The following is a 25,344-nucleotide window of genomic DNA, read 5'->3' on the forward strand; positions in this document are numbered from 1 at the left end:
GCCCCGTTTCCGGGGCGTTTGAAAGGTCACGGCATCAGGCGGGTGGGGGCGGTGTCGTCGACGCTCTGATAGCGCCAGTGCCTGTGCGGCTCGCTGGCCAGTTCCAGTACGTCCACCCGCTCCGCATCCAGCACCAGAATCGAAAAATTCCCGGCGATGCACGGCGCCGGCTCCGGCGGCGGTCCTTGATAAACACTGCCCGGCGGCGGGCCATGGAAACGCGCCCGGTCAGCGTCGCCGATCCGCTCCCACAGTCGCTGGCAGTCGTCCGGGTGGTCGCCGGGCAGCAGCAAGCGGATCGGGCCGCGAAAGCGCCACTGGACGCGGCTGGTGAGGTCGTACCAGCAGGCCTCGGCCCGGGGCGGGCCCTCGCTGGCGCGGCGCTGGCGGCGCAGTTCGGTGACCTTGTCGCTGCGTTGGTCGGTGGTGAACCACAGGCCGGTGCCATGGCGCTCGCGCAGGGTCAGGGTGCGGCAACGGGCGCCGTCGGCGGCCACGGTGGCGATCTGCATGAAACAATGGGGCGCGGCGGCCCGGGTGGCGTCGAACCAATCGGTCCAGGAATGCGGTTGTGTCATGGCGCTCAGTATGAGGGCGCCGGGGCCCCTTCGCCATTGGCATTTGGCCGTTTCGCGGGCTAGAATCCTGGCACTGTCGCTTTTGCCCAGGATGTTCGCGGTGATCCACCCCAGATCAAACAATCCGCTGCCTGCCTTCTCTCCCGCCCGCTGGCGATGGTGACGCTTGCCCTCGCGCGCCGCTCCCGGCGTGCCCGCCGATAACGGCGACCCTTTGTTTTCGTTACAATCCGACACCTGAATAAAAACCGGGGACCACCATGTCACCTAATCTGGACGATGCCGCCCGCCAGGGCTTTACCCGCGTACCCGTGGTACGTGAAGTGCTGGCGGATCTGGACACGCCGCTGTCCGCCTACCGCAAACTGGCCGCCGGCCCCTACAGCTACCTGTTCGAATCCGTGCAGGGCGGCGAGCGCTGGGGCCGCTATTCCATCATCGGGCTGCCGGCCCGGGAGGTGGTGCGTATCACCGGCACCCACATCGTGGTGGAAGGCGAGGGCGGCCGCGAGGCCTTCGAGCGCGACGATCCGATCGCCTGGATCGAGGAATACCGTCGGCGCTACCGCACCCCGGACGTGCCCGGCCTGCCCCGTTTCAATGGTGGCCTGGTGGGCTACTTCGGCTACGACAGCGTGCGCTACTTCGAGCCGCGCCTGGGGCCGGCCCCCGGCGAGGACGTGCTCGGCGTGCCGGATATCCTGCTGATGCGCTCCGAGGAAGTGGTGGTGTTCGACAACCTGCGCGGCAGCCTCTTCCTGGTGGTGCACGTGGACCCGGCGGAGGCCGGCGCCCTGGCCCGCGCCGAGGCGCGCCTGGAGGAACTGGAGCGCAAACTGCGCGCGCCCCTGCCGGAACCGGAGCACCGCGTCCATGGCGCGCCGGTGGACGAGAGCGATTTTGTCTCCGAGTTTCCCCGCGACCGGCACGCCGCGGCGGTGGAGAAAATCCGTGAGTACATCCTTGCCGGCGACGTCATGCAGGTGGTGCCGGCCCAGCGCATGAGCTGTGATTTTCCGGCCCCGGCCATCGATTTGTACCGGGCGCTGCGTTACCTGAATCCGTCGCCTTACATGTTCTACCTGGACCTGGAGGACTTCCACATCGCCGGCTCCTCGCCGGAGATCCTCACCCGGGTGGAGGACGACCAGGTCACGGTGCGGCCCATCGCCGGCACCCGCAAACGGGGTGCCACGCCGGAGCGGGACAAGGAGCTGGAGGAGGAGCTGCTCGCCGATCCCAAGGAGCGCGCCGAGCACCTGATGCTGATCGACCTGGGCCGCAATGACGTGGGCCGGGTGGCCGAGCCCGGCAAGGTACGGGTTACCGGCAACATGGAGATCGAGCGCTATTCCCACGTCATGCACATCGTTTCCAATGTGGAAGGCACGCTGCGCAAGGGGCTTGGTCCCCTGGAGGTGCTGGCCGCCACCTTCCCGGCGGGCACCCTGAGCGGTGCCCCCAAGATCCGCGCCATGGAAATCATCGATGAGCTGGAGCCCACCAAGCGCGGTGTCTACGGCGGCGCGGTGGGCTATATCGGCTTCAACGACGATATGGACATGGCCATCGCCATTCGCACCGCGGTGGTCAAGGATGGTCGGCTGTACGTGCAGGCCGGCGGCGGCATCGTCGCCGATTCGGTGCCCGACCTGGAATGGAAGGAAACCATGAACAAGGCGCGCGCCGTGTTCCGCGCGGTGAACATGGCCCTGGGCGGGCTCGACCTGGACGCCGCCCAACAGAATGGGGAGGGCAAATAATGCGCGTGCTGATGATCGACAACTACGACAGCTTCACCTACAACCTGGTGCAGTACCTGCAGGAATTGGGCGCCGAGGTGCTGGTGCACCGCAACGACCGCATCGACCTGGCCGGCATGGAAGCGCTCAATGCCGACCGGTTGATGATCTCCCCCGGCCCGTGTACACCCAATGAAGCGGGCATCTCGGTGGCGGCGATCAAGCATTTCGCCGGCAAGCTGCCGATTCTCGGGGTGTGTCTCGGCCATCAGGCGCTGGGGCAGGCGTTCGGGGGCAAGGTGGTGCGCGCGCGCACCGTGATGCACGGTAAGACCTCGCCGGTGTACCACACCGGCCAGGGCGTGTTCCGTGGTCTGCCGAGCCCCTACGTGGCGACCCGCTATCATTCGCTGGTGGTGGACAAAGCCACTCTGCCGGACTGCTTCGAAATCACCGCCTGGACCCGGGACGACGACGGCGGCATGGACGAGATCATGGGCATGCGCCACAGGGACCTGCCCCTGGAAGGGGTGCAGTACCATCCGGAATCGATTCTCACCGAGCACGGTCACGACCTGCTCAACAACTTCCTGAAGGGAGAGAGCGCATGAACATCAAGGAAGCCCTGGCCACCGTGGTGGATCACATCGACCTGACCATCGAGCAGATGCAGGACGTAATGCGCGAGATCATGACCGGTGGCGCCACCGATGCCCAGATCGGCGGCTTCCTGGTGGGGCTGCGCATGAAGAGCGAATCCCTGGATGAAATCACCGGTGCCGCCATGGTGATGCGTGAGCTGGTGACTCCGGTGGAGGTGGAAAACCGCCGCCATCTGGTGGACATCGTCGGCACCGGCGGTGACGGCGCCAACCTGTTCAATGTGTCCTCCGCCAGTGCGTTCGTGGCCGCCGCGGCCGGCTGCCGGGTGGCCAAGCACGGCGGTCGCTCGGTGAGTTCGCGCAGCGGGTCCGCGGATCTGCTCGAGGCCGCCGGTATCCGCCTCGACCTGAGCCCGGCGGAGATCGCGCGTTGCATCGACGGGGTCGGGGTCGGCTTCATGTTCGCTCCAGCCCACCACGGCGCCATGAAGTACGCCATCGGCCCGCGCAAGGAACTGGGCATGCGTACCCTGTTTAATATTCTCGGGCCGATGACCAACCCCGCCGGGGTACGGCGTCTGGTGGTGGGGGTGTTCTCCGACAAGTTGTGCCGGCCCATGGCCGAGGTGCTGGGTCGCCTGGGCGCCGAGCATGTGATGGTGGTGCATGGCCTGGACGGGCTTGATGAGATCAGCCTGGCCGCGCGCACCCAGGTGGCGGAATTCAAGAACGGCGCCGTGGAGACCTACACCCTGACGCCGGAAGACGTGGGCATGGAGTCCGATTCCCTGGTGGGCCTGGACGTCACCGACCCCCAGGCCTCGCTGGCGCTGATTCGCGACGCCTTCGGCAAGCGCAAGGGCGAGCACGCCGCCAAGGCCGCCGACATGATCGCCCTGAACGCCGGTGCCGCCATCTATGTGGCCGGGGTGACCCGCACCCTCGAGGAAGGGGTTCGGATGGCGGAGGATCTGGTCCACAATGGCGAGGCGGCGGAACGCATGCGCGAACTGGCGCAATTCACATTCGCCCTCAAAGAGGAGGTGTAGAGCGAACCATGAGTGAGAACATTCTGGACCGGATCATCGAGCGTAAACGCGCGGAAATCCACGCCGGTCAGCAGCACTACACGATTGGCGATTTCGAGGCCATGGCGAAGAATCAAGGCAAGGCCCGCGGGTTCGCCGCCGCCCTGTACCGCAGTGTCGCCGAGCGGCGACCGGCGGTGATCGCGGAGATCAAGAAGGCCTCGCCCAGCAAGGGCGTGATCCGCGAGGACTTCGACCCGGTGGACATCGCCCGGCGCTATGAGGAAGCCGGCGCCAGCGCGCTGTCGGTGCTCACCGACGAGGAGTTCTTCCAGGGCCATGAGGATTACCTGCGCGCCGCCCGCAACGCGGTGCGACTTCCGGTGCTGCGCAAGGATTTCATGATCGATCCGTGGCAGATCTTCCAGAGCCGCGCGATGGGCGCCGACGCCGTGTTGCTGATCGTCGCGGCGCTGTCCGACGCCCAGCTTGATGAGCTTTATCACGCCGCCCAGCGGGCCGGTTGCGATGTGCTGGTGGAAGTGCATTCGGCGGAGGAACTGGAGCGGGCCATGAAGCTCAATATCGAGCTGGTGGGCATCAACAACCGGGATCTGCGCACCTTCGAGACGCGCCTGGATACCACGCTGGAACTGGCCAGCCAGGTACCCGGTGACCATCTGGTGATCACGGAAAGCGGTATCCATGGTCGCGATGACGTGCGTCTGATGCGCGATAATGGCATCAATGGCTTTCTGGTGGGCGAGGCCTTCATGAAAGCCGGTGACCCGGGGGCCGCGCTGAAGGCGCTGTTCTTCTGAGGCGAGAGGGCTGAAACGCCCGGCGGGAGCGGCCTCGGCCGCGATTCCTGGCCACCCCGGCGGCGTGATATCGCCGGGCCATCGTGGCTGAAACCGCTGCCGCGGCAGCCGGGTCGGTCGGGGTCAGCGGGTGCCGTACACCACCATGGTCTTGCCCTTGACGGAGACCAGGCCCTGCTCTTCCAGGTTCTTGAGCACCCGGCCCACCATCTCCCGGGAGCAGCCGACGATACGACCGATCTCCTGGCGGGTGACCTTGATCTGCATGCCGTCCGGGTGGGTCATGGCGTCGGGCTGCTTGCACAGATCCAGCAGCGTGCCGGCGACCCGGCCGGTGACGTCCAGGAACGCCAGATCGCCCACCTTGCGGGTGGTGGCGCGCAGGCGCCCGGCGATCTGGGCGGAGACCGCGAACAGGATATCGGCGTCCTCGCGGGTCAATTGGCGGAACTTGGCGTAGCTGACCTCGGCCACCTCGCACTCGGTTTTCGCCTTGACCCAGGCGGAACGGGACGGTTCCGCCTCGAACAGCCCCATCTCCCCGAAGAAATCCCCCGCGTTCAGGTAGGCCATGATCATTTCGCGACCATCGTCGTCCTCGATCATGACGGTCACCGAACCCTTGAGGATGTAATAAAGGGCGTCTGACTCATCACCCGCGTAGATGATGGTGCTTTTCGCCGGGTATTTTCGCCGATGGCAATTGGCGAGAAACCGATCCAGGTTTGGGATTATCTTATTTCCGTCGCTCATGGGCACTCTTTGCTTAATAAGGCGTTGCTGTCGCAGGCACGTTGCTGGGCCGGAAAAAAGTAGTAGCAACTTAAGCTAAGGGAGTTTGCCTTTTTTTCACGTGGCTGCCAAGGGACACGTCGCACAGTCTGCCGTATCCCGCCACGCCGCGCCACGCGCGGGCTATGGCGCCGCCCCCGGGTATGGTAGTCTGCGCGCCCATTGCGGGATGGTCCGATCAGGAGAACGCGAATGAAAGCGGTGGTTGAATGGCAGGGTGATGTCTGTTTCGAGGCCGAGTCCGGCACCGGGCACAGGATCCTCATGGATGGCCCGCCGGACCACGGTGGCCAGAACCGGGGCGCGCGCCCGATGGAGACCGTGCTGATGGGCCTGGGTGGCTGCTCCAGCTTCGACGTGGTACACATCCTGGGCAAGGCCCGCCAGGACGTGACCGCCTGCCGGTGCGAGCTGAGCGCGGAGCGCGCCGAGGACGAGATTCCCGCCGTGTTCACCAAAATTCACCTGCATTTCGTGATCGCCGGCCATAACCTCAAGGAAAATCACGTCAAGCGGGCGGTGGAATTGTCCGCGGAGAAATACTGCTCCGCCGCCATCATGCTCAGCCGTGGTGGCGTCGAGGTCACCCACAGCTATACCATTGAATCCTGATAACGCGGTAGCAACGGTCAGCGGGGAAACGCCGTGGTGAAAGATCCCAATCCCAAGATTTCGGTCCATGGTTTCAATAACCTGACCAAATCCCTGAGTTTCAACATTTTCGACATCGCTTACGCGAAGACCGAGCAACACCGCAAGGAGTACATCGAGTACATCGATGAGCTCTACAATGCCGAGCGGCTCACCGAGATCCTCACCAACGTGACCCGGATTATTGGCGCCAATATCCTTAATATCGCGCGCCAGGACTATGATCCGCAGGGGGCCAGCGTCACCATGCTGATCGCCGAGCACGAGACCCCGCCTTCCGGCGAGGACTGGGATGAGGAGGCGCCGGGGCCGCTGCCGGATTCCGTGGTGGCGCACCTCAACAAGAGCCACGTGACCGTGCACACCTATCCGGAATCGCACCCGGACAACGGCATTTCCACCTTCCGGGTGGACGTGGACGTGTCCACCTGCGGGGTGATTTCACCGCTGCGCGCGCTCAATTACCTGATCCACAGCTTCGATTCCGACATCGTCACCATCGACTACCGGGTGCGCGGCATGACCCGCGATCTGGATGGCACCAAGCACTACATCGATCACGACATCAACTCGATCCAGAACTTCCTCACCGAGGATACCCAGAACGCCTACCAGATGATCGATGTGAACGTGTACCAGGAGAACATCTTCCACACCAAGATGTTGCTCAAGGACTTCGACCTGAACAACTACCTGTTCGGCGCCGGCAGCGATGAATTCGATCAGCACGAACTGCGGGACATCCGCGAGCGGCTGCAGACCGAAATGCTGGAAATCTTCTACAGCCGTAATCTCTAGGAAAGACGGATAACTAGATCCTGTAGGTGGTGAAGGTCATCACCTTGCTCATCACCGTCATCGCGCCCCGGATCGGCGGCGGCAGCGGCGCCCCGCCGGCGTCGCTGGCGGTGACGGCGTGCTTGAGTTCATCGCTGCGCATCTGCGTGAGAATGGCCCGGCTGCGGCGATCGTGGGCGGGCAGGCGCTGCAGATGATCCTCCAGGTGGCGCACCACCTGATTCTCCGTTTCCGCCACGAACCCCAGGCTCCATCGGTCCCCGGCCAGCCCGGCGCCGGCGCCCAGGGCATAGCTCATGGCGTAGAAAATCGGGTTGAGGCGGCTGGGCACCCCGCCCAGCTCGCGGATGCGGTCCTCGCACCAGGCCAGGTGGTCTTCTTCCTCGCGGGCCGCCTCTTCCATGGCGTGACGCACATGGGGCAGGGTGGCGGTGCTCGCCTGGCCCTGGTACAGCCCCTGGGCGCACACTTCGCCGGTGTGGTTGATGCGCATCAGGCCGGTGACATGATGGCGCTCCGGCGCCGACAGCGGGCCCTCGTCACGGGCCTGGTCGAGGCCGGAGGGCTGGCGCCCGGCCCGCGCCGATCCCGGCGTCAGGGTGCGCATGGCGTGGTCCACCCGGCTCAGCAGGCGGTCCAGGGGGGAGAGCTGTCGCTCGGTCATGACGGTCTCCGCGGCAGTTGATGGGGGCATGCTAGCGCCAAAGGCTTGGGGGCGCCAGACGCCTGACGCCAGACGCCAGACGCCTGACGCCGGACGCTTAAACCCTGGCCGGAAAGGAAGGGCGTGTTTCCTGCTGGCGCCGGGCAGTAAACACCGCAATGCTTGCAGCCACGGGTTTGGCGTCCAGCGTCAAGCGTCCGGCGTCCGGCCCCCAGCGTCCGGCGCGCCGCCGGTAAAGCGCACCAGGGTGTCGCGCAGCACGCTCATTTCCACCGGCTTGGGGATGTGGGCGTTCATGCCCGAAGCCAGGCTGCGCTCCCGGTGCTCGCGCAGGATGTGCGCGGTGAGCGCCACGATCGGCACCGGCGGCAGACCATGCTGGCGCTCGTGATCGCGGATGCGCCGGGTCGCCTCGAAACCGTCCATTTCCGGCATTTCGCAATCCATCAGAATCAGGTCATAGGTACGCTGGCAGGCCTTTTCCAGGGCTTCCTTGCCGTTGGCGGCCAGTTCCGGGTCGAGGCCCAGCTTGTTGAGCATGCCGCGAATCACCTTCTGGCTGAGCTTGTGATCCTCCACCACCAGCAGCCGTAAACCGGGAGCCGGTGTGGCCGGATGGCGGCCCTGGGGCGAGCGGTGCTTGAGCCCCAGTTCCTCGGCCAGTGCCTGCTTGAGGCGTGGCGCCGAGACCGGTTTGGCCAGCACCCGGTGAATACCGGCGTTGCGTGCTTCGGTGCCGTTGGGGGCGTTATTCACCCCGGTCAGCATGATCAAGGCGGTGGGGTGAGTGATCACCGGGTCCTCATGGATGCGTGCCGCCAGTTGCAGCCCGTTCATGCCCGGCATCAGATGGTCGAGCAGCACCACGTCGTAGGGCTCGTTGATGTTGGCCTGCGTACGCAGGGAGGCGAGCGCTTCCCGGGGATCGTGGCAGGCGGTGACGCGCATGCCCCAGCTCAGGGCCAGATGGCGGATCACCCGGGTGACCGTGGAGGAGTCGTCCACCACCAGCATGCTGCGGCCCTGCAGGATGCTGCCATCGGTGTCGGCGCTGTCCGGCGCCGGCTCCAGCGCCGGCAGCGGCAGCACGAACCAGTAGCCGGCGTCGCCGGGTTCGTCGCGCTCGCCATGGCGCCCGTCCATGGCTTCCACCAGTTGCTCGGCGATGGACAGGTTCAGGCCACTGCTGTCGCGGCGCGCGTCCTGGTCGCGCAGTCGGGTCAGCGTGCCCGGGCGCAGCGCCGTGCCGCTGAACTCAAAGCGCACCAGCCCGGCGCGCCCGGTGGGCTCCAGGGAGATATCGATGATCAGCTCGCCGGGCTGGGCGTGGCGGAGGAAGGCGCCGAGCAGATTGGTGAGCACCTGGCGCAGGCGGCCGGGGTCACCTTCCAGGCGCGCCGGTACGTTGGTGTGCACATGGGTGATCAGTTCCACCTGCTTTTCCTCGGCGCGCTCGCGGAACAGGTCCACCGCGTCCATCAGCAGGTCGTTGGTGTCCATGGCCTCCCGATTCAGATCGGCGCCCTGGTCGGAGAGCTGGGAGTACTCAAGCACGTCGTTGATGATCTTGAGCAGGTTGCCGCCGGCATTGCGAATGCCACTCACGCACTCCTTCTGGTTGGGAGTGAGCGGCGTATCGTCGAGGATCTCGGCCATGCCGAGAATGCCGCTTAGCGGCGTGCGCGCGTCATGGCCCATGCGCGCCAGGGTTTCCCGCCGGGTGGCGTCCACCGCCTCGGCCACCGCCCGGTCACGGCGCTGTGCCATGATCAGTCGTTGCCGGCGCAGGTATTGGATGCGCAGGCCCACCGCCTGGATGAAGGCGGCCAGATTGACCGCCACCATGACGCTGAGCACCAGGTCCAGGCCGCCGCCGGTGATCCCGAACAGGGTCAGGCAGGCGAGAATCAGCGGGCTGGCGATCACCAGGCTGGTGAAGAAATAGAGGCCGCCCAGGGGCGCCTCGCGGTGCCAGGTCTGGTAAGCCAGTATCAGCATGGTGACGGCGGCCACCAGGGCCAGGCCAAAGGCCAGGGTCAGGGCGCGAACCGGTGACAACCAGGGGCCGATGACCAGGCCGGCCACCGCCAGCGCCGAGATCACCAGCAGCAGACGATGCAGCCAGGGAGCATAGCGGCGGCTGTCGACGAAGGTGCGGCCCACGCCACAGGCGCACAGGATCACCGCCATGATCGACACCAGCTTCAATTGCGGCAGCCAGGGGCCCCAGAACGGGCTGTCCGCCAGGTCGCCGGAGACGAACAGCAGCAGCGCCGCCATCGCCACCAGAAAGCCGGCGTGATAGCCGTGGCTGGGGCCGCCGCGCAGGGTCGCCACCAGGATGTTGTAGGCGGCCAGGGTGAGCATCATGCCGAGCAGTGCCCAGTACAGAATGAAGCCGGCGTCGCCGTCCAGGGCTGAAGCCAGAGTGCCCAGGCGGATGGAGTAGAGCAGGCCGCCACGGGGGTTGAGGCGCCAGTAGAACACCCGGGTCTCGCCGGCGGGCAGATCGACCAGATAGACCGGCGTGTGCTGCTGGAAGCGCTCGTTGGCGGAGGCGGGCCGGTAGCGGTCGCCGTCGGGCACGAACAGGGTGCTGTCGTGGTAGTCGCGCGGGCCCAGGATCAGGGCGAAACGGCGCTGGTCGCCCAGCTCGTTGCGCACCGCCACGCGAATCCACCAGGGGTGGTCGCTGAGCCCGAGCCGCTCCACGAAGCGGGCGGCGGGCTGGAAAGCGCCTTCGTGGTCACCGCCGGCCACCTGGTCCACGGTCAGGGTGCCGCCGGGGTCGGGCAGGTATTCCGAATAGATGGTGATCCGGGCCCGCTCCGGCAGGCTGCTGATCACATAGGGTGGCGGTGGCGCGGCGTGGCCCAGAGCGGCCAGCAACAGCAACACCGCGCCCAGCCAGAGGCGCGCCGCGCGGCGTGGCTCACCGCGATGCGGAGGCCTCGGCGTGGTCCTCGTTCTGAGTATCCCTGTTTTCATCGTCTCCCCGATCCAGCACCAGGGCGTCCAAGCCCGCTTCGGAGAGGATATAGGCTCCCAGCTCACTGCGTCGACCTTCCGCGCACAGGATGTACAGGAATTCCCGCTCCAGGCCTCGGGCACGCTGGCGCAGCTCATTGAGCGGCAGGTTGCGGGCGCCGGGAATGGTGTCGTGCCGGGACTCCATGGGCAGGCGTACGTCCACCAGCACCACGGCGCGTTCGCCCTCCAGCACCAGGGTGTCCAGGGCATCCTCGCTGATGCGGCGGATCACCGAGGCCTGCAGAATGGCCTGGAAATCGCTCTTGTCCAGGCACATCAGCTCGCCGTCGCTGGTCATGGTGACGGTGGCATTGCGTGGCTGATCGCTGATCAGGGCATCCTCGCCGAAGAAACGCCCGGCGCTGAGCGCGGCCAGGGTATGGGTGCCGGCGGGCGCGGCGCGGGTCACCATGGCCTTGCCGCGCTTGATCACATAGAACACCTCGCCGGGTTCGCCTTCCTCCACGATCACCTCGCCAAGCCCGACTTCGCGGGGGCGGAACTTGACGAACAAAGCGTGCAGCTTGGCGGGGGGCACCTGGGCGAACAGGCCCGAGGTGAGCAGGGCATCCATCCAGTTACGGTCGTCGGACTCGTCGTCGGGCAGCAGGTCCGGGGCCTGGGTCCAGGCCATCAGCAGGTCCAGCTTGTCCCGGTCGATGCCGTACAGGGTGGTGGCCTCGCGGGTGATGGCGTTGACCGTGTGGCGTGGATAGTTGTCCACCGCCAGGTAGTTTTCGTCGTCCTCGGCGGCGAACGGCCGCACCTGGTAACCGGCGTCGATCAGGTCCAGTTCGCCGTCGATCAGGAACCAGGCCTTGTCGGAGGCCTGGCCCCGCTTAAACAGCAGCCGTCCGGCGGGCAGGCGCTGCACCGTCACCTGGTCGCGGATCTCGGCCAGGTGCGAGGCGCTCAGGCCGTCGAACGGAATGAAATGGCTCAGCCGGGTCATATCGGCGTCGTCGCCGCCACTGGACGGGTGGCGGGTATCGGGCTCGGTGGCGCTCATGGAACTCCCCCTTTTGTTATCGCCGGCCGCCCCCCAGGACGACCGACCATCCACTGTAGGCGCTTTGTCGGCACGGCGCATCGACCGGGGGCGGTCAGTGTGATCCGGTGCGCGCTTACAGAAGCGCCAGCAGGGTCACGGCGCCGCCACTGAGCATCAGCAGCAGGAACACGAAGCGGCGCATGGCGCGCTCGCCCAGCGGCGGTGGGTAGCGGCGGCCGAGCCAGGCCGCCAGCGCCACCACCGGCAGGCTCATCAGGCCGGTGCGCAGCACGTCGCCGGTCAGGTCGCCGTGGGCGGCGACCACGGTGAGGCGGCCCAGGGAGGTGAGTGAGAACAGCGCCACCAGGGTCAGGCGCAGGGTGGCCGCCGGCACCGGCTGGCGGTAAAACTGGTAGACCACCGGCGGGCCGCCAATGCTGAACAGGCCGCCGAAGAAGCCGCCCAGGGCGCCGGCACCGATGAACGCCGGGGCCGAGGACAGGGTGTCACGCTGGTTGGGCCGGCGCGCCATCACCGCGCCGGCGGCGAAGATCAGGCCGCCCAGCAACAGGTGCAGCAGGTGCTCGGCGTTGCGGTCCAGGTAGCCCAGGGCGAGCACGCCCAGGGCCATGGCCGGCAGCCCGCCGGCCAGGCTCAGGGTAATCAGGCGCCAGTTCACCTGACGCAGACGCGGCAGCACCACCATCGAGCCGAGCAGCAGGTTCATGATGTTGAGCGCGGTGGCGGTGACCGGAATGGAGGCCACCTGGGTGAGGGTGACCACGGTGAGCACGAAGATACCCAGAGCGAAACCGGTGACCGTCTGGATATAGCAGCCGATCGCCACCGCCGCCAGGAACAGTGGGATCGATTCAGGCATGAGGCACCGTCAGGCCTGCTCGCGGGCCACCGCGCGATAGCCGATGTCGGTTCGATGGTAGGCGCCGCGCCAGGTGATTTTCGCCACCGCCTCATAGGCGTGGCGCTGGGCGTCGGCGACGCTGTCACCCAGGGCGGTGACGCACAGCACCCGACCGCCGCTGGTGACCACCTGGCCGTCCTGCTCGGCGGTGCCGGCATGGAACACCTTGACGATGTCGGAGTCGGCGTCGTCCAGGCCGTTGATCGCGTCGCCCTTGTCATAGCGGTCCGGGTAGCCGCCGGCGGCCATCACCACGCCCAGGGTGGGGCGCGGGTCCCAGTGCGCTTCCACCTGGTCCAGGGTGCCGTCCAGGGCCGCCAGGCACAGGGCCGCCAGATCGGAGCGCAGGCGCATCATGATCGGCTGGGTTTCCGGGTCGCCGAAACGGCAGTTGTACTCGATCACCTTGGGCTGGCCGTCGCCGTCGATCATCAGGCCGGCGTACAGGAAGCCGGTGTAGGGCATGCCCTCGGCGGCCATGCCGGCCACGGTGGGGCGGATTACCTGGTCCATGATGCGCTCATGCACTTCATCGGTGACCACCGGCGCCGGCGAATAGGCGCCCATGCCGCCAGTGTTGGGGCCGCTGTCGCCGTCGCCCACCCGTTTGTGGTCCTGGCTGGTGGCCATCGGCAGGATGTGCTCGCCGTCCACCATGACGATGAAGCTGGCTTCCTCGCCGTCCAGGAATTCCTCCACCACCACCCGGTGGCCGGCGTCGCCGAACTTGTTGCCGTCCAGCATATCGCGCACCGCGTCCTCGGCTTCTTCCAGGGTCATGGCGACGATCACGCCCTTGCCGGCGGCCAGGCCGTCGGCCTTGATCACGATCGGCGCGCCCTGCTCGCGCACATAGGCGAGGGCTTCATCCATGTCGGTGAAGTTGCCGTAGGCGGCGGTGGGGATGGCGTGGCGGGCCAGGAAATCCTTGGTGAAGGCCTTGGAGCCCTCCAGCTGCGCGGCGGCCTTGGACGGACCGAAACACTTCAGGCCGCGGGCCTGGAAGTAGTCCACCAGACCTTCCACCAGCGGCGCTTCGGGGCCGACGATGGTCAGCGCCACGCCTTCGCGCTCGGCCAGTTCGGCCAGCGCCGTCTGGTCGCTCACGTCCACCATCACGTTTTCCAGCTTGGCGTCCCGGGCGGTGCCGGCGTTGCCCGGTGCCACCAGCACCTTCTCCACCGCCTCCGCCTGGGCGACTTTCCAGGCCAGTGCGTGCTCACGGCCACCGCCGCCGATGATCAAGACTTTCATGGTTGCTCTCACTTTGTTCGAGTCGCTTTCACGCACCACGCTTCACGCTGGCACGCAAAAAGCGTGGTGCGTGTGGCGTGTTTGCACGCCAGCGTCAGTGCCGGAAATGGCGCATGCCGGTGAATACCATCGCCATGTCGGCCTCGTCGGCGGCGGCGATCACTTCCTCGTCGCGAATCGAGCCACCGGGCTGGATCACGCAGCGGATGCCGTTGGCGGCGGCGTTGTCGATGCCATCGCGGAACGGGAAGAAGGCATCGGATGCCATCACCGAGCCCTTCACTTCCAGCCCGGCGTGCTCCGCCTTGATGGCGGCGATGCGCGCCGAGTTCACGCGGCTCATCTGGCCGGCGCCGACGCCGATGGTCTGCCGGTTGCGCGCATAGACGATGGCGTTGGATTTGACGAACTTGGCCACCTTCCAGGCAAAGATCAGGTCGTGCATCTCGGCTTCGGTGGGAGCCCGCCTGGTCACCACCTTGAGGTCACCTTCGCCGACCATGCCCACATCCCGGTCCTGCACCAGCAGGCCGCCGTTGACCCGCTTGTAGTCCAGGCCTCCGGCGGTGGGGCCGTCAATCTCGCCGCATTCCAACACGCGCACGTTCTTCTTGGCGGCGGTGATGGCGAGGGCGTCTTCGTTGATGCGTGGCGCGATGATCACTTCCACGAACTGGCGTTCGACGATGGCCTTGGCGGTGGCGGCGTCCAGCTCCCGGTTGAAGGCGATGATGCCGCCGAAGGCGGATTCCGGATCGGTGGCGAAGGCCAGGTCATAGGCCTGGTCGATACCGTCCAGGCTCACCGCCACGCCGCAGGGGTTGGCGTGCTTGACGATCACGCAGGCGGGCTTGGTGAAGGATTTCACGCATTCCAGGGCGGCGTCGGTGTCGGCGATGTTGTTGTAGCTGAGCGCCTTGCCCTGCAGTTGCCGGGCAGTGGCGACACTGGCGGCGGCCGGCTCACGCTCCACATAGAACGCCGCTTTCTGGTGCGGGTTCTCACCGTAGCGCATGTCCTGGGCCTTGCGGAAATTCAGGTTGATGGTGCGCGGGAAGTCCTGGTTGTTCTCGCCCACCAGCTTGCCGAAATGGTTGGCGATGGCGCTGTCGTAGGCGGCGGTGTGCTCGAACGCCTTGATCGCCAGGTCGAAACGCAGGGTGTCGGACAGGCGGCCATCACCGGTTTCCAGGTCGTCGAGGACCCGGGCGTAATCGGCGGCATCGGTGACGATGCCGACATGGGCGTGGTTCTTGGCCGCCGAGCGCACCATGGTGGGGCCGCCGATGTCGATGTTCTCGATCGCGTCCTCCAGGGTGCAGTCCGGACGCGCCACGGTCTGCTCGAAGGGGTAGAGGTTGACCACCACCAGGTCGATGCGCTGGATGTCATTGTTCGCCATCACCGCGTCGTCCTGGCCGCGCCGGCCGAGGATGCCACCGTGCACCTTGGGGTGCAGGGTCTTGACCCGGCCGTCCATCATTTCCGGGAAACCGGTGTAGTCGGAGACTTCGCGCACCGCGATGCCCGCGTCCTTGATGGTGCGGAAGGTGCCGCCGGTGGACAGCAGCTCCACGCCACGGTCCGCCAGGGCCCGGGCGAAATCGACGATGCCGGTTTTGTCGGAAACGCTGATCAGCGCGCGTTCAACGGCCTTGCTCATGAAAAGTCACCTTTGGTGACGCTTGCACGCTGACACGCAACACGCTTGCACGCGGGGGAAGGCGGAGGTGTTGGTGTGTGGCGTGTAAGCGTTATAAAAAGAAAAGAGGCAGTATCCACTGCCCCTGGCATCACGGCCCGATTCAGAGCAAGCCGTACTGCTTGAGCTTCTTGCGCAGCGTGCCACGGTTCAGACCCAGCAGCTCGGCGGCCTTGGTCTGGTTACCGCGGGTGTACTCCAGGACTTTTTCCAGCAGCGGGATTTCCATCTCCGCCAGGACCATCTGATAAAGCTCGCTGACCGGCTCGCCGTCGAGCTGGTTGAAATAATCGGCGAGGGAGCGACGCACGCAGTTGCGCAAGGTGTCGTGGGTCTCGCTGCGGGCCAGCGTCAGGTGGGGTTTGCGTGATTCGGCGGTATTCATTTCTGTGAGTGTCCGTGCTGCAGCGGTCTTCATTGAAGAAAGGGTCATGCGGCCAATGCTCCGTCTTTTTTCCGAGCTGAAGGGTTCCGGGCAGACACCTCGCCATAGCAACCGAAGCGGACACGGTCGCCGAGGGCGTTGATCTCTTGGAAAAACTGCTCAACGGCCCGCCGTTGCAGGCCGGCCTCTTCCAGCTTGTTGAACCCGCGCCGGAATGGCTCTCCACCGGGCAGGTACTGCGTGTACCACCCCAAATGCTTGCGGGCGATGCGCACGCCGGTGTAGTCCCCGTAAAAGTGGTGCAGATCATCAAGGTGCGCGAGCACCCGATCCCGCACTTCGTCGACGCGCGGTGCCAGGGGCAGCCGGCCATGCTCCAGGTAATGCAGGGTGTCCCGAAAGATCCATGGATTACCCTGAGCGGCGCGGCCGATCATAATACCACTGGCACCCGTGGATTCCAGTATCCGTTGGGCGTTTCCCGGTGATTTGATATCACCATTGGCGATAACCGGCAGCGTCACCGCCGCGGTCACCGCGCGCACCGTGTCGAACTCCGCCTCGCCGTTGAACTTGTCGGCGCGGGTGCGTCCGTGGATCGCCAGGGCCTGGATGCCCGCCTGTTCCGCGATGCGGGCGATGGCCACGGCGTTGCGGTTTTCGCGGTCCGGGCCGGTACGGATCTTGAGGGTCACCGGCACGTCCACCGCCGCCACCACCGCGTCCAGTATCCGGGCCACCAGGTCCGGGTCGGAGAGCAGGGCGGAGCCGGCGGCGCGCTTGCACACCTTCTTGGCCGGGCAGCCCATGTTGATGTCGATGATCTGGGCGCCCCGGTCCACGTTGGCCCGGGCCGCCTCGGCCATCATCTCCGGCTCGCCGCCGGCGATCTGCACCGACACGGGCCCCGGCTCGCCACCATGGTCCAGCCGTTGCGCGGATTTGCGCGAGTTCCACAGGCGGGTGTCGGAAGTCACCATTTCGGAGACCACCAGGCCCGCCCCCAACTCCCGGCACAGGCGCCGGAACGGGCGATCCGTCACGCCGGCCATGGGCGCGAGAATCAGGGGGTTGGGAAGCACGTAGGGGCCGATCTGCATGGCGATGAAGGGTCGGTTGGCAGGATTTCCGTCTCAGGTGTCCGCCTGAAAAGGCGTTCATAGAGCCCGCGCGGTCGGCGCGGGGGCGACAATGATAGTGACCCGAAGGCCGGGGGGAAAGCCCGATTTGCCGGAAAAGCGCCTCAGCGGGTGGTGCTCACCCTTGGTGTCGGGCCGTCGGCGGCCAGCAGTCGCAGGTTGTAGTTCACCGCGCGGGGGCCCGGATCGACGATTTCCAGGCCGATATGCACCGGCGTCGCCACCGGCATGGCGCCGGCGCCGGCCAGTTCGCCGCGCAGGTACTCCGCGGGCGGGAAGCGCCGCGAGGCGACGATGTTGCCTTCCAGATCCTGGAATGTCAGCTCCAGCACCGGAAACGGCTGTGGCCAGTCGGCCTCGTTGAACAACAGGGCGTCGACCATCAGCGCGTTGCGGTAGTCCGGGTGGCTGCGCACCACCAGGTTGGCGCCGCGCAGGGCGCCGGGATCGGAGCGCAACGGCAGCGAGCAACCCAGCACCTCGCAGGCCTGGGCGTAGTAGGGCCGCCATTGGGGCGTGCGTGCCAGCTCCTGAAAATGGAACACCGCGTACTGGCCGGCCAGCACCAGCAGGGCGAGCAGTGACAGCAGTCCCCACTTGGCCAGCACCGCCGGGCCACCGGGCGGCGGTGCGAGATACTCGGGCTGGTCGTTGCCGTGCCGGCGCGCGGCGGTGCTGTTGAGGAACTCGAACGGATCGTCGCCGCGTTCCGCCGCTGGCCCGGCGGGAGGCGTGGCCCGGCGCGGCGCCGGCTCGGCCCGGGGCGGGGCGCCGGGCGGCGGCGAGCCGCCATCGCGGTCGTCGTCCAGTTCCTGCAGCAGGGCTTCGGCCCAGGACTCGTCGGCGTTGTCGCCGCCGGCGCCGGCTTCGTCGAGGTCGGCGAACGGGTCGGACGCCTCGGAGTCATCGCCGTCCAGGTCCAGGAAGTCGTCGCCCAGGCTCGGGCCGCGCTGGTCATCCTGGGGAGGTTCGTCGTCCATCGCGTGGCGCCAGCGGTCCGCCCGCGCTGGCGGCACCGCGTCACCCTGCAGATGATCGGTGGCTTGAAATATCCGCAGGCAGGAACCGCACCGCACCGCGCCCCGGGCCTGGCCGAGGTGCTCGTCGCTGATCTTGAACTGGGCGCCGCAGTGCGGGCAGCGGGTCTTATAGGGGCCGGCCATGGACAGTCGTGTTTCGGTGAGTCGGAAGATCGTTGTACAGAAAAAGCCGGGTACGCCGCAAGGCTGGGATGTGCCCTTTGTGAACAGGCCCTAGCCGCGTCTCACGCCGTCGATGCGCACCCAGTCGCCGCGCTGACGGGTGGGGCCGAGGTTGAACCAGGGCGTGTAGGCGTCTCGCACCGCCTGGGCCTGGTCGGCGAGAATGCCGGACAGCGCCATCGGGGCACCGGGGCGGCAGTAACCGGCCAGCATGCCGGCCAGGTCGATCAGCGGCCCGGCCAGGATGTTGGCCACCAGCAGGTCGCACCGGTAGCCGGCGGGCATGGCTTCCGGCAGGCACAGATCAAGGCCGTTGGCGACGCCGTTGGCGGCGGCGTTGTCGGCGCTGGCGGTGAGGGCCTGGGGGTCGATGTCGGTGCCCAGGGCATTGTCCGCGCCCAACAAAAGGGCGGCGATGGCCAGCACGCCGGAACCGCAGCCGAAGTCCAGCACCCGGCGACCACGCAGGTCGGCGCCGTCCAGCCATTCCAGGCACAGGGCGGTGGTGTCATGGGTGCCGGTGCCGAATGCCAGGCCCGGATCGAGCTTCAGGTTCACTGCGGCGGCATCCGGGGCCTCGGACCAGCTCGGCACGATCCACAGCCGTTCACCGAAACGCATGGGCTGGAAATCGTCCATCCAGGCCCGTTCCCAGACCTGGTCGGCGAGCGCTTCCACGCGGTGGTCGGCGGGCTTCAGGCCCTGATCGGCGAGCGCCGTCAGCAGGGCGTCGCAGTCGGTGTCCTCGTCGAACAGGGCGGTGACCACGGTGGTGTTCCAGAGTGGCCGCGCGCCGGGCGGCGGCTCGAACACCGGCTGGTCGGCGCCGTCGGTGAGGGTGACGGCGGCGGCGCCCAGGTTTTCCAGGGCGTCCTGGAAGGCGTCCGCGTGCTCCGGATCGGTGGCGATATGCAGTTGCTGCCAGGCCATGAGGTCTCCGTGGCCGGTGATAAAGGTGGCGGCAGTATAGAGCAGGGCGTCGGGGCTGGCGATGCGGTGGCCCTCCGGCGTATAGTTAAGGTCACTTTCCCTTTCGGTGCTCTGATCCCATGACCGAGAACGCCGCGGAACTGATCGTGGTTTTGATGATGGTGGCCAGCCTGCTGTTGCATGGCTGTGATCCGCGCGTCGCGTCTCTGCGGCGACCAGGCCGCCACGGGCGGGACCTGGAGAAACGGGTTCTGCAGGTGCTGGTGGTGGTGGCGATGGTTCTGGTGCCGTTGCTGGACGCGCTGGTGCCCTGGTTCGAATTCGCGGATTTCGTGTTCCTCGACGAGGTGGCCTGGCTGGGGCTGCTGCTGGGCAGTGCCTCGGTGTGGTTGCTATGGCGTGCGCGCCGCGACGGCCGTCCGGCGCCGGACGCCGATGGCGCCCTGCGGGCTCAGGGCGTGTACCGCTATCTGCGCCATCCGGGTTATGCCGCCATGTTGCTGTGGGCCCTGGCCCAGTTGCTGCTGTTGCAGAACTGGCTGGCCGGCCCGGTGGCGGCGGTGACCTTCGCCCTGGCCTATTTGTTGCGGGTGCCGGTGGAGGAGCAGCGGCACCTGGAGCGGCACGGGCACCGCTATCTGGACTACATGGAACGTACCGGGGGAATTCTGCCCCGTTTGACCCGTCACCGGCCGGATTGAGACCCGGGCGGATGTCTCGCTGAAGGAGCCTGAATCGATGGTTCACATCCACCCTCTCAGCCGCGTGCAACTGGAACGCGTGGTGGAGCGGTCGGAAGTCGTGGAGCGTGATGCCCACGGCATCAAGGTGCTGCGGCTCAGCGATGGCCGTTACCTGAAATATTTCCGGCGCAAGCGGTTCTTCAATCGCGAACTGCTGTCTCCGGCGGCGGTGCGTTTCGCGCGCCATGCCCGCCAGTTGGAGCGCCTGCGCATTCCTACCCTTACCGTGGAGAGCCTGCACCGCGTGATCGGTGAGCCGCACACGGTGGCGGTTTATCAGCCGATGCCCGGCGACACCCTGCGTGCCTTGCTGGCCCGTGGCGAGACCGATGCTCAGTTGATGTACCGGGTGGGGGTGTTCCTGGCGCGGCTGCACCGGCAGGGGGTGTTCTTCCGGTCGGTGCATCCGGGCAATATCGTCATCGACGGGTTCCGGATCGGCCTGATTGACGTGCTGGATATGAAGGTGCGGCCCTGGTCCATGTCGCGCTGGGCGCGGCGCCGCAACTGGCTGCACTTTCTGCGTTGCGTGGAGGATCGTCCTCATTGGCGGCCGGAGTTGATCGATGCGTTGCTGTTCGGGTATCGGGACGCGGCGGATTTGTCGATGCGGGAGGTGGGGGAAGTGGCGGAGCGGATTCGCGACTTTCTGTTTTGAGGGGGGCTAGGCGCCGGACGCTAGGCTAGATGCTGGACGCCGGACGCCGGACGCCGGACGCCGGACGCCGGATGCCGGATGCCGGATGCTGGACGCCGGACGCCGGACGCTAGACCCGGTGCGGTGATCTTTCGGTGTGTTTCCTGATGTGCCGGCAGGAAACACACCTCGTCTTTCCGGCTAGGGGTTTTAGCGTCCAGCGTCCGGCGTCCAGCGTCTAGCGCCTCAATGGTTGCCCAGTTTCTTTTCCAGGTGGTGGATGTCGACGCCGCCTTCCTTGAAGGCCGGGTCGCGGAAGATCTTGTCGCGGTGCAGGGCCACGTTGGTCTTGATGCCTTCCACCACGATTTCCTCCAGGGCGATGCGCATGCGTTCGAAGGCCACGTCCCGGTTCTCGCCCCAGGTGATCAGTTTGCCGATCAGGGAGTCGTAGAAGGGCGGTACCGTGTAGCCGCCGTAGACGTGGGAATCGACGCGCACGCCGTTGCCGCCGGGGGCGTGGAAGTAGGTGATCTTGCCGGGGCTGGGCACGAAGGTGGCCGGGTCCTCGGCGTTGATCCGCACTTCGATGGCGTGGCCCTGGAAGTTGACGTCTTCCTGCTTGATGGTCAGTCCCTCGCCACCGGCGATGCGCAGCTGTTCCTTGACGATGTCGACGCCGGTGATCATCTCGGTGACCGGGTGCTCCACCTGCACGCGGGTGTTCATTTCGATGAAGTAGAAGCCTTCGTTTTCGTAGAGGAACTCGAAGGTGCCGGCGCCCCGGTAGTTGATTTCCTTGCAGGCGTTGACGCAGCGTTGGGCCACTTCTTCCTTCAAGTGCGCGGGGATGTTGGGGGCCGGGGCCTCCTCCACCACTTTCTGGTGCCGGCGCTGCAGTGAACAGTCCCGGTCGCCCAGGTGAATGGCGTGGCCGGCGCCGTCGGAGAGCACCTGGATTTCCACGTGGCGTGGTTTCTGCAGGAACTTCTCCATGTACACGGTGCTGTCGCCGAAGGCGTTCTTGGCCTCGGAGCGCGTCAGGGTCACGGCGTTGAGCAGTTGCTGGCGGTCTTCCACCACCCGCATGCCGCGCCCGCCGCCGCCGGCGGCGGCCTTGATGATCACCGGGTAACCGATTTCCTCGGCCATCATCAGGGTGGCGTCCTGGTCGTCACCCACCGGGCCGTTGGAGCCGGGCACCGTGGGCACGCCGGCCGCTTTCATGGCTTCGATGGCGGACACCTTGTTGCCCATCAGACGGATGGTATCGGCGCGCGGCCCGATGAAGATGAAGCCGGAGCGCTCCACGCTTTCGGCGAAATCCGCGTTCTCCGCCAGGAAGCCGTAGCCCGGGTGAATGGCGTCCGCGTCGGTGACCTCGGCGGCGCTGATGATCGCCGGGATGTTCAGGTAGGAGTCGGTGGACGGCGCCGGGCCAATGCACACCGCCTCGTCGGCGAGGCGCACGTGCATCAGGTCGCGGTCCGCCTTGGAGTACACGGCCACCGTGCGGATGCCCAGCTCCTTGCAGGCACGCAGGATGCGCAGGGCGATCTCGCCACGGTTGGCAATCAGAACCTTTTCCAGCATGGGAAACCCCCGTTAAACGATGGAGAACAGGGGCTGGTCGAACTCCACCGGCTCGCCGTCCTCGACCAGGATGGCATCGATGGTGCCGGACTTGTCCGCCTCGATCTGGTTCATCATCTTCATGGCCTCCACGATGCACAGCACCTCGCCGGCCTGGACCTTCTGGCCGACTTCCACGAAGGTGGCGGCGCCCGGCGACGGCGAGCGGTAGAAGGTGCCGACCATGGGCGAGCGCACCAGATGGCCGCTGGGCGTGTCATCCCGGGGCGCCGGCGCGCTCTCGGCGGCGGGCGCGGGCGCCTGGGCCGGTGCCGGCGCCGCCATGTACTGAGGCGGGTACTGGGGCGCGGGAGCCGCCGCCTGGCGACCGCCCCGGCTGATGCGGACGGATTCCTCGCCCTCCTGGATTTCCAGTTCCTCGATGCCGGACTCTTCCAGCAGTTCGATCAGTTTCTTGATTTTACGGATGTCCATGCTCAGTCCTGTGCCTGATCCAGTTGTTCCAGGGCGGCGGTCAGCGCCAGCTCATAGCCGGCGGCACCCAGACCGCAAATCACGCCCTCGGCGATGTCGGAGAAATAGGAATGGTGGCGGAACGGTTCCCGGGCGTGGACATTGGACAGATGCACCTCGATGAACGGCACCGCCACGCCCAGCAGGGCGTCGCGCAGGGCCACGCTGGTGTGCGTGAACGCCGCCGGATTGAAGAGGATGAAATCGGTGCCGTCGGTCCGCGCCTCGTGGATACGCTCGATCAGCTCATGTTCGGCGTTGCTTTGCAGATGCTGCAGGCGGTGCCCGGCGCCCACGGCCCGTTCCACCAGCGCCTGGTTGATCCGCGCCAGGGTGGTGGTGCCGTATTTGTCCGGCTCGCGCTGACCCAGCAGGTTGAGGTTGGGCCCGTGCAGGACGAGGATGCTGGCCAAGACGTCTACCCCTGAATTTGCACTCATCTGCGTTGAACGTGTGACGAAATACCGGTTTGCCCGGCTTTTCGTCGACGCTCGCAGTCTAAGGGTATCCACTTGCCGAAATAAAGGACTTTACACCATTCGTTACATGTGGAGATCAGGGCGAAGTAACGGGCAGGATCTTGTTGTTCAGATGTTTCAGGAAGCGCTCGGCATCCATCTCGCCGAGCACCCGGGCATTGGGCACCTCCTCGCCATCCGGGTCGAAGAACACAAAGCTGGGCAGCCCGAAGATGTTGTAATCCTCCATGATCCGCTGGTTTTCGTCGTTGATCTCGGTGATATCCACCCGGTACAGGTCGAAGCCGTCCATGGCGTCCAGGACCCGGGCGTCCGCCAGGGTGGTTTCCTCCATCACCTTGCAGGCCACGCACCATTCGGCGAAGAAATCCACCAGCACCGGGCGGTCCGCCCGGGCCGAGGCGGCCAGTGCATCGGCCAGGGGGCGATGGCCGGCCAGGCTCACCCAGGGGCCGTGGTCGCCGTCCGGCGCGGGCCGGGCCGGCGCGCCATCGGCCCGGGCCGGTCCCGGCAAACCGGCGGCGGCCAGCGGCGCCGGTTTGGCCATGGGCTTAAGCGGTTGCCAGGGGTCGGTGCCGCCGCTGGCCGCGCCCACCAGCATTACCGCGCCGTACAGCGCCAACACCAGGGCCACCGCTCGTTTCAGCCGCGAGCCGCCCTCCGCCACCGGCTCCAGGGCGCCGAGCTGCACGCCGTAGATCGTCAGCAGCAAGCCGTACAGGGCCAGGGTCAGGGTATCGCCGACGATGCGGTCGAGCAGCCAGATCGCGACGCCCAGCATGACCACGCCGAAGAATCGCTTGATCTCCTCCATCCAGTGCCCGGCGCGTGGCAGCAGGTGACCACCGCCGGTGCCGAAGATGATCAGTGGCACGCCCATGCCGATGGCCAGGGCGAACAGGGAAACGGCGCCGGTCAGGGCATCGCCGGTGCCGGCCACATAGAGCAGGGCGCCGGCCAGGATCGGCGTCACGCAGGGCGACACCACCAGCGCCGAGATGGCGCCCAGCACGGCGGCGCCCAGCAAGCCGCCACCGCCGGGACCGGCGTGATTGAGGCGGTCGCGCAGCGCGGCGGGCAGCTGCAGTTCATAGAGGCCGAACATGGACAGCGCCAGCAGGATGAAGATCACCACGCTGGTGATGATCGCCGCCGGCTGCTGAAGCAGGAACTGCAGGTTGAGGCCGGCGCCGAACACCGCCACCAGCAGCCCGGCCAGGGTATAGGGCACGGCGACGCCGAGCACATAGGCCAGGCTGAGCACGAAACCGCGCCGGGCGCTGGCGTGTCCGTGGCCCTGGCCGGCGATGATCCCGGACAGGATCGGAATCATCGGAAACACGCAGGGCGTGAACGCCAACAACAGGCCGCCGGCGAAGAACAGGGCCACGATCAGGCCCAGGTCGCGACCGCTCATCCACTGGTTGAAGGCGTTGGCGTCCTCGGAAAACAGGGTGGCCAGGAAGCCGTCGTCGCTCTCCGCCACCGGTCCGGAACCGGTATCGGGAGCCGGCGCGCCGCTCGCGGTGTCGCCGCCGCCCGGGCGCGGAGGGCTGAACGAAAAGGTGCGGATTTCCGGCGGGTAGCACAGCCGGTCCTCGATGCAGCCCTGGTATTTCACTTCCAGCTCGGTGTCCGCGAGCGGGACGCTGTCCAGGGGCAGGACCACGTCCAACTGCCCGAAGAAGACCTTTACCTCGCCATAGATCTCGTCGGTCTTGTCCTCGCCGGGCGGCAGCTCCAGATCCTGGAAGTCATCCAGCAGGTTGCCGTTGGCGTCACGCAGGGTGAAATCCAGTTTGTGGCGGTACAGATAGACGTGGTCATAGAGGCTGAAGGTTACCCGCAGCCTCTGATTGTCCCAGTCCTCGTCTGGGACCACCTGGATGGCCTCGTCCACGGACGGCAATCCGCCGTTGTCGTCACCGCCCAGGCTGGAAAAGGCGCCGCGGTCTCCGCCGCCCAGGTTCAGCGCCGCCGCCGGCACGACCAGCAGCAGCCCCAGGGCAAGCACGAGCCCGCGCCACCCCCGCCATCGTTCTGAAAACGCCATTCCTTCCTCCCGCCGGTTCCTCGGTGTTGGATGCCTCCGTGACACGGAGGTTCCGGGCAGGCTGGAGGCCCGGGTTTAAGAAACCGTTAAGTTCC

General features: G+C 66.6%; 24 protein-coding genes. 8 read left to right on the plus strand and 16 right to left on the minus strand.

Annotated elements, in window-relative coordinates:
- Positions 1-26: 26 nt before the first annotated feature.
- Complete coding sequence (locus ACLD02_RS04955) at positions 27-578, minus strand: pyridoxamine 5'-phosphate oxidase family protein (protein WP_410298087.1); 552 nt, start codon at positions 576-578, stop codon at positions 27-29.
- A 260-nt stretch (positions 579-838) separates the two neighbouring features.
- Here ACLD02_RS04955 and trpE point away from each other — a divergent pair, with 260 nt between their 5' ends.
- Genes trpE through trpC form a run of 4 tightly spaced genes read left to right on the plus strand, consistent with a single transcriptional unit; the run spans position 839 to position 4,771 of the window.
- Positions 839-2,341 (plus strand): anthranilate synthase component I, encoded by a 1,503-nt coding sequence (trpE, locus tag ACLD02_RS04960; protein ID WP_203102711.1) that lies wholly within the window; start codon positions 839-841, stop codon positions 2,339-2,341.
- On the plus strand, positions 2,341-2,931 hold the full coding sequence (locus ACLD02_RS04965) for an anthranilate synthase component II (RefSeq protein ID WP_238400929.1): 591 nt from the start codon (positions 2,341-2,343) through the stop codon (positions 2,929-2,931). Before trpE ends, ACLD02_RS04965 begins: the two co-directional genes overlap by 1 nt.
- Positions 2,928-3,971, plus strand: a complete 1,044-nt coding sequence (gene trpD / locus ACLD02_RS04970) for an anthranilate phosphoribosyltransferase (protein ID WP_203102709.1) — start codon at positions 2,928-2,930, stop codon at positions 3,969-3,971. Before ACLD02_RS04965 ends, trpD begins: the two co-directional genes overlap by 4 nt.
- A gap of 8 nt (positions 3,972-3,979) precedes the next feature.
- Positions 3,980-4,771, plus strand: coding sequence for an indole-3-glycerol phosphate synthase TrpC (gene trpC, locus ACLD02_RS04975; RefSeq protein ID WP_410298088.1), 792 nt, complete (start codon positions 3,980-3,982; stop codon positions 4,769-4,771).
- A 123-nt stretch (positions 4,772-4,894) separates the two neighbouring features.
- Here trpC and crp read toward each other — a convergent pair whose 3' ends face one another.
- Positions 4,895-5,524: a cAMP-activated global transcriptional regulator CRP gene (crp, locus tag ACLD02_RS04980; protein WP_138772954.1), complete on the minus strand. Its 630-nt coding sequence runs from the start codon at positions 5,522-5,524 to the stop codon at positions 4,895-4,897.
- Between the two features lie 231 nt (positions 5,525-5,755).
- Here crp and ACLD02_RS04985 point away from each other — a divergent pair, with 231 nt between their 5' ends.
- Together ACLD02_RS04985 and speD are read left to right on the plus strand one after the other, a co-directional pair.
- Positions 5,756-6,175, plus strand: a complete 420-nt coding sequence (locus ACLD02_RS04985; RefSeq protein ID WP_203102705.1) for an OsmC family protein — start codon at positions 5,756-5,758, stop codon at positions 6,173-6,175.
- A 33-nt stretch (positions 6,176-6,208) separates the two neighbouring features.
- Entirely contained in the window at positions 6,209-7,012 is an 804-nt protein-coding gene (speD, locus tag ACLD02_RS04990; RefSeq protein ID WP_410298089.1) for an adenosylmethionine decarboxylase, read from the plus strand.
- Positions 7,013-7,025: 13 nt separating this feature from the next.
- On the opposite strand, the gene coq7 is transcribed toward speD, so the two are convergent.
- From coq7 to prmA, 10 genes are all read right to left on the minus strand, one after another.
- Positions 7,026-7,676 carry a 2-polyprenyl-3-methyl-6-methoxy-1,4-benzoquinone monooxygenase gene (gene coq7 / locus ACLD02_RS04995; protein ID WP_203102703.1) on the minus strand — a complete coding sequence of 217 codons (651 nt, stop codon included), beginning with the start codon at positions 7,674-7,676 and terminating at the stop codon, positions 7,026-7,028.
- A 189-nt stretch (positions 7,677-7,865) separates the two neighbouring features.
- Positions 7,866-10,664 (minus strand): response regulator, encoded by a 2,799-nt coding sequence (locus tag ACLD02_RS05000; RefSeq protein ID WP_410298090.1) that lies wholly within the window; start codon positions 10,662-10,664, stop codon positions 7,866-7,868.
- A complete protein-coding gene (locus ACLD02_RS05005; RefSeq protein WP_238400928.1) occupies positions 10,609-11,715 on the minus strand; it encodes a cyclic nucleotide-binding domain-containing protein in 1,107 nt (368 codons plus the stop codon). Before ACLD02_RS05005 ends, ACLD02_RS05000 begins: the two co-directional genes overlap by 56 nt.
- Before the next feature lie 115 nt (positions 11,716-11,830).
- Entirely contained in the window at positions 11,831-12,577 is a 747-nt protein-coding gene (locus ACLD02_RS05010) for a TSUP family transporter (RefSeq protein ID WP_203102693.1), read from the minus strand.
- Positions 12,578-12,586: 9 nt separating this feature from the next.
- Complete coding sequence (gene purD / locus ACLD02_RS05015; protein WP_410298091.1) at positions 12,587-13,873, minus strand: phosphoribosylamine--glycine ligase; 1,287 nt, start codon at positions 13,871-13,873, stop codon at positions 12,587-12,589.
- Between the two features lie 94 nt (positions 13,874-13,967).
- Positions 13,968-15,536, minus strand: coding sequence for a bifunctional phosphoribosylaminoimidazolecarboxamide formyltransferase/IMP cyclohydrolase (purH, locus tag ACLD02_RS05020; protein ID WP_410298092.1), 1,569 nt, complete (start codon positions 15,534-15,536; stop codon positions 13,968-13,970).
- 142 nt (positions 15,537-15,678) lie between these two features.
- Positions 15,679-15,960 (minus strand): DNA-binding transcriptional regulator Fis, encoded by a 282-nt coding sequence (fis, locus tag ACLD02_RS05025; protein ID WP_138772945.1) that lies wholly within the window; start codon positions 15,958-15,960, stop codon positions 15,679-15,681.
- Positions 15,961-16,004: 44 nt separating this feature from the next.
- Entirely contained in the window at positions 16,005-17,060 is a 1,056-nt protein-coding gene (gene dusB, locus ACLD02_RS05030; protein ID WP_203102687.1) for a tRNA dihydrouridine synthase DusB, read from the minus strand.
- Between the two features lie 143 nt (positions 17,061-17,203).
- Complete coding sequence (locus tag ACLD02_RS05035; RefSeq protein ID WP_203102685.1) at positions 17,204-18,262, minus strand: DUF3426 domain-containing protein; 1,059 nt, start codon at positions 18,260-18,262, stop codon at positions 17,204-17,206.
- Between the two features lie 90 nt (positions 18,263-18,352).
- Positions 18,353-19,231, minus strand: coding sequence for a 50S ribosomal protein L11 methyltransferase (gene prmA, locus ACLD02_RS05040; protein ID WP_410298093.1), 879 nt, complete (start codon positions 19,229-19,231; stop codon positions 18,353-18,355).
- A gap of 119 nt (positions 19,232-19,350) precedes the next feature.
- Here prmA and ACLD02_RS05045 point away from each other — a divergent pair, with 119 nt between their 5' ends.
- Together ACLD02_RS05045 and ACLD02_RS05050 are read left to right on the plus strand one after the other, a co-directional pair.
- Positions 19,351-19,932, plus strand: a complete 582-nt coding sequence (locus ACLD02_RS05045; RefSeq protein WP_203102681.1) for an isoprenylcysteine carboxylmethyltransferase family protein — start codon at positions 19,351-19,353, stop codon at positions 19,930-19,932.
- Between the two features lie 37 nt (positions 19,933-19,969).
- Complete coding sequence (locus tag ACLD02_RS05050; protein WP_203102679.1) at positions 19,970-20,632, plus strand: toluene tolerance protein; 663 nt, start codon at positions 19,970-19,972, stop codon at positions 20,630-20,632.
- A 225-nt stretch (positions 20,633-20,857) separates the two neighbouring features.
- Here the strand turns inward: ACLD02_RS05050 and accC are convergent, their stop codons facing one another.
- From accC to dsbD, 4 genes are all read right to left on the minus strand, one after another.
- The gene (accC, locus tag ACLD02_RS05055) at positions 20,858-22,204 is read right to left on the minus strand and encodes an acetyl-CoA carboxylase biotin carboxylase subunit (protein WP_203102677.1); all 1,347 of its coding nucleotides are present in this window, start codon (positions 22,202-22,204) and stop codon (positions 20,858-20,860) included.
- 12 nt (positions 22,205-22,216) lie between these two features.
- Positions 22,217-22,678, minus strand: coding sequence for an acetyl-CoA carboxylase biotin carboxyl carrier protein (gene accB / locus ACLD02_RS05060; RefSeq protein ID WP_203102675.1), 462 nt, complete (start codon positions 22,676-22,678; stop codon positions 22,217-22,219).
- A gap of 2 nt (positions 22,679-22,680) precedes the next feature.
- Positions 22,681-23,130, minus strand: a complete 450-nt coding sequence (aroQ, locus tag ACLD02_RS05065) for a type II 3-dehydroquinate dehydratase (protein WP_203102673.1) — start codon at positions 23,128-23,130, stop codon at positions 22,681-22,683.
- A 142-nt stretch (positions 23,131-23,272) separates the two neighbouring features.
- Positions 23,273-25,249, minus strand: a complete 1,977-nt coding sequence (dsbD, locus tag ACLD02_RS05070) for a protein-disulfide reductase DsbD (protein ID WP_410298094.1) — start codon at positions 25,247-25,249, stop codon at positions 23,273-23,275.
- Positions 25,250-25,344 lie beyond the last annotated feature (95 nt).

The organism is Alloalcanivorax sp. C16-2 (genome assembly GCF_046507615.1).
GTDB lineage: Bacteria > Pseudomonadota > Gammaproteobacteria > Pseudomonadales > Alcanivoracaceae > Alloalcanivorax > Alloalcanivorax marinus_A.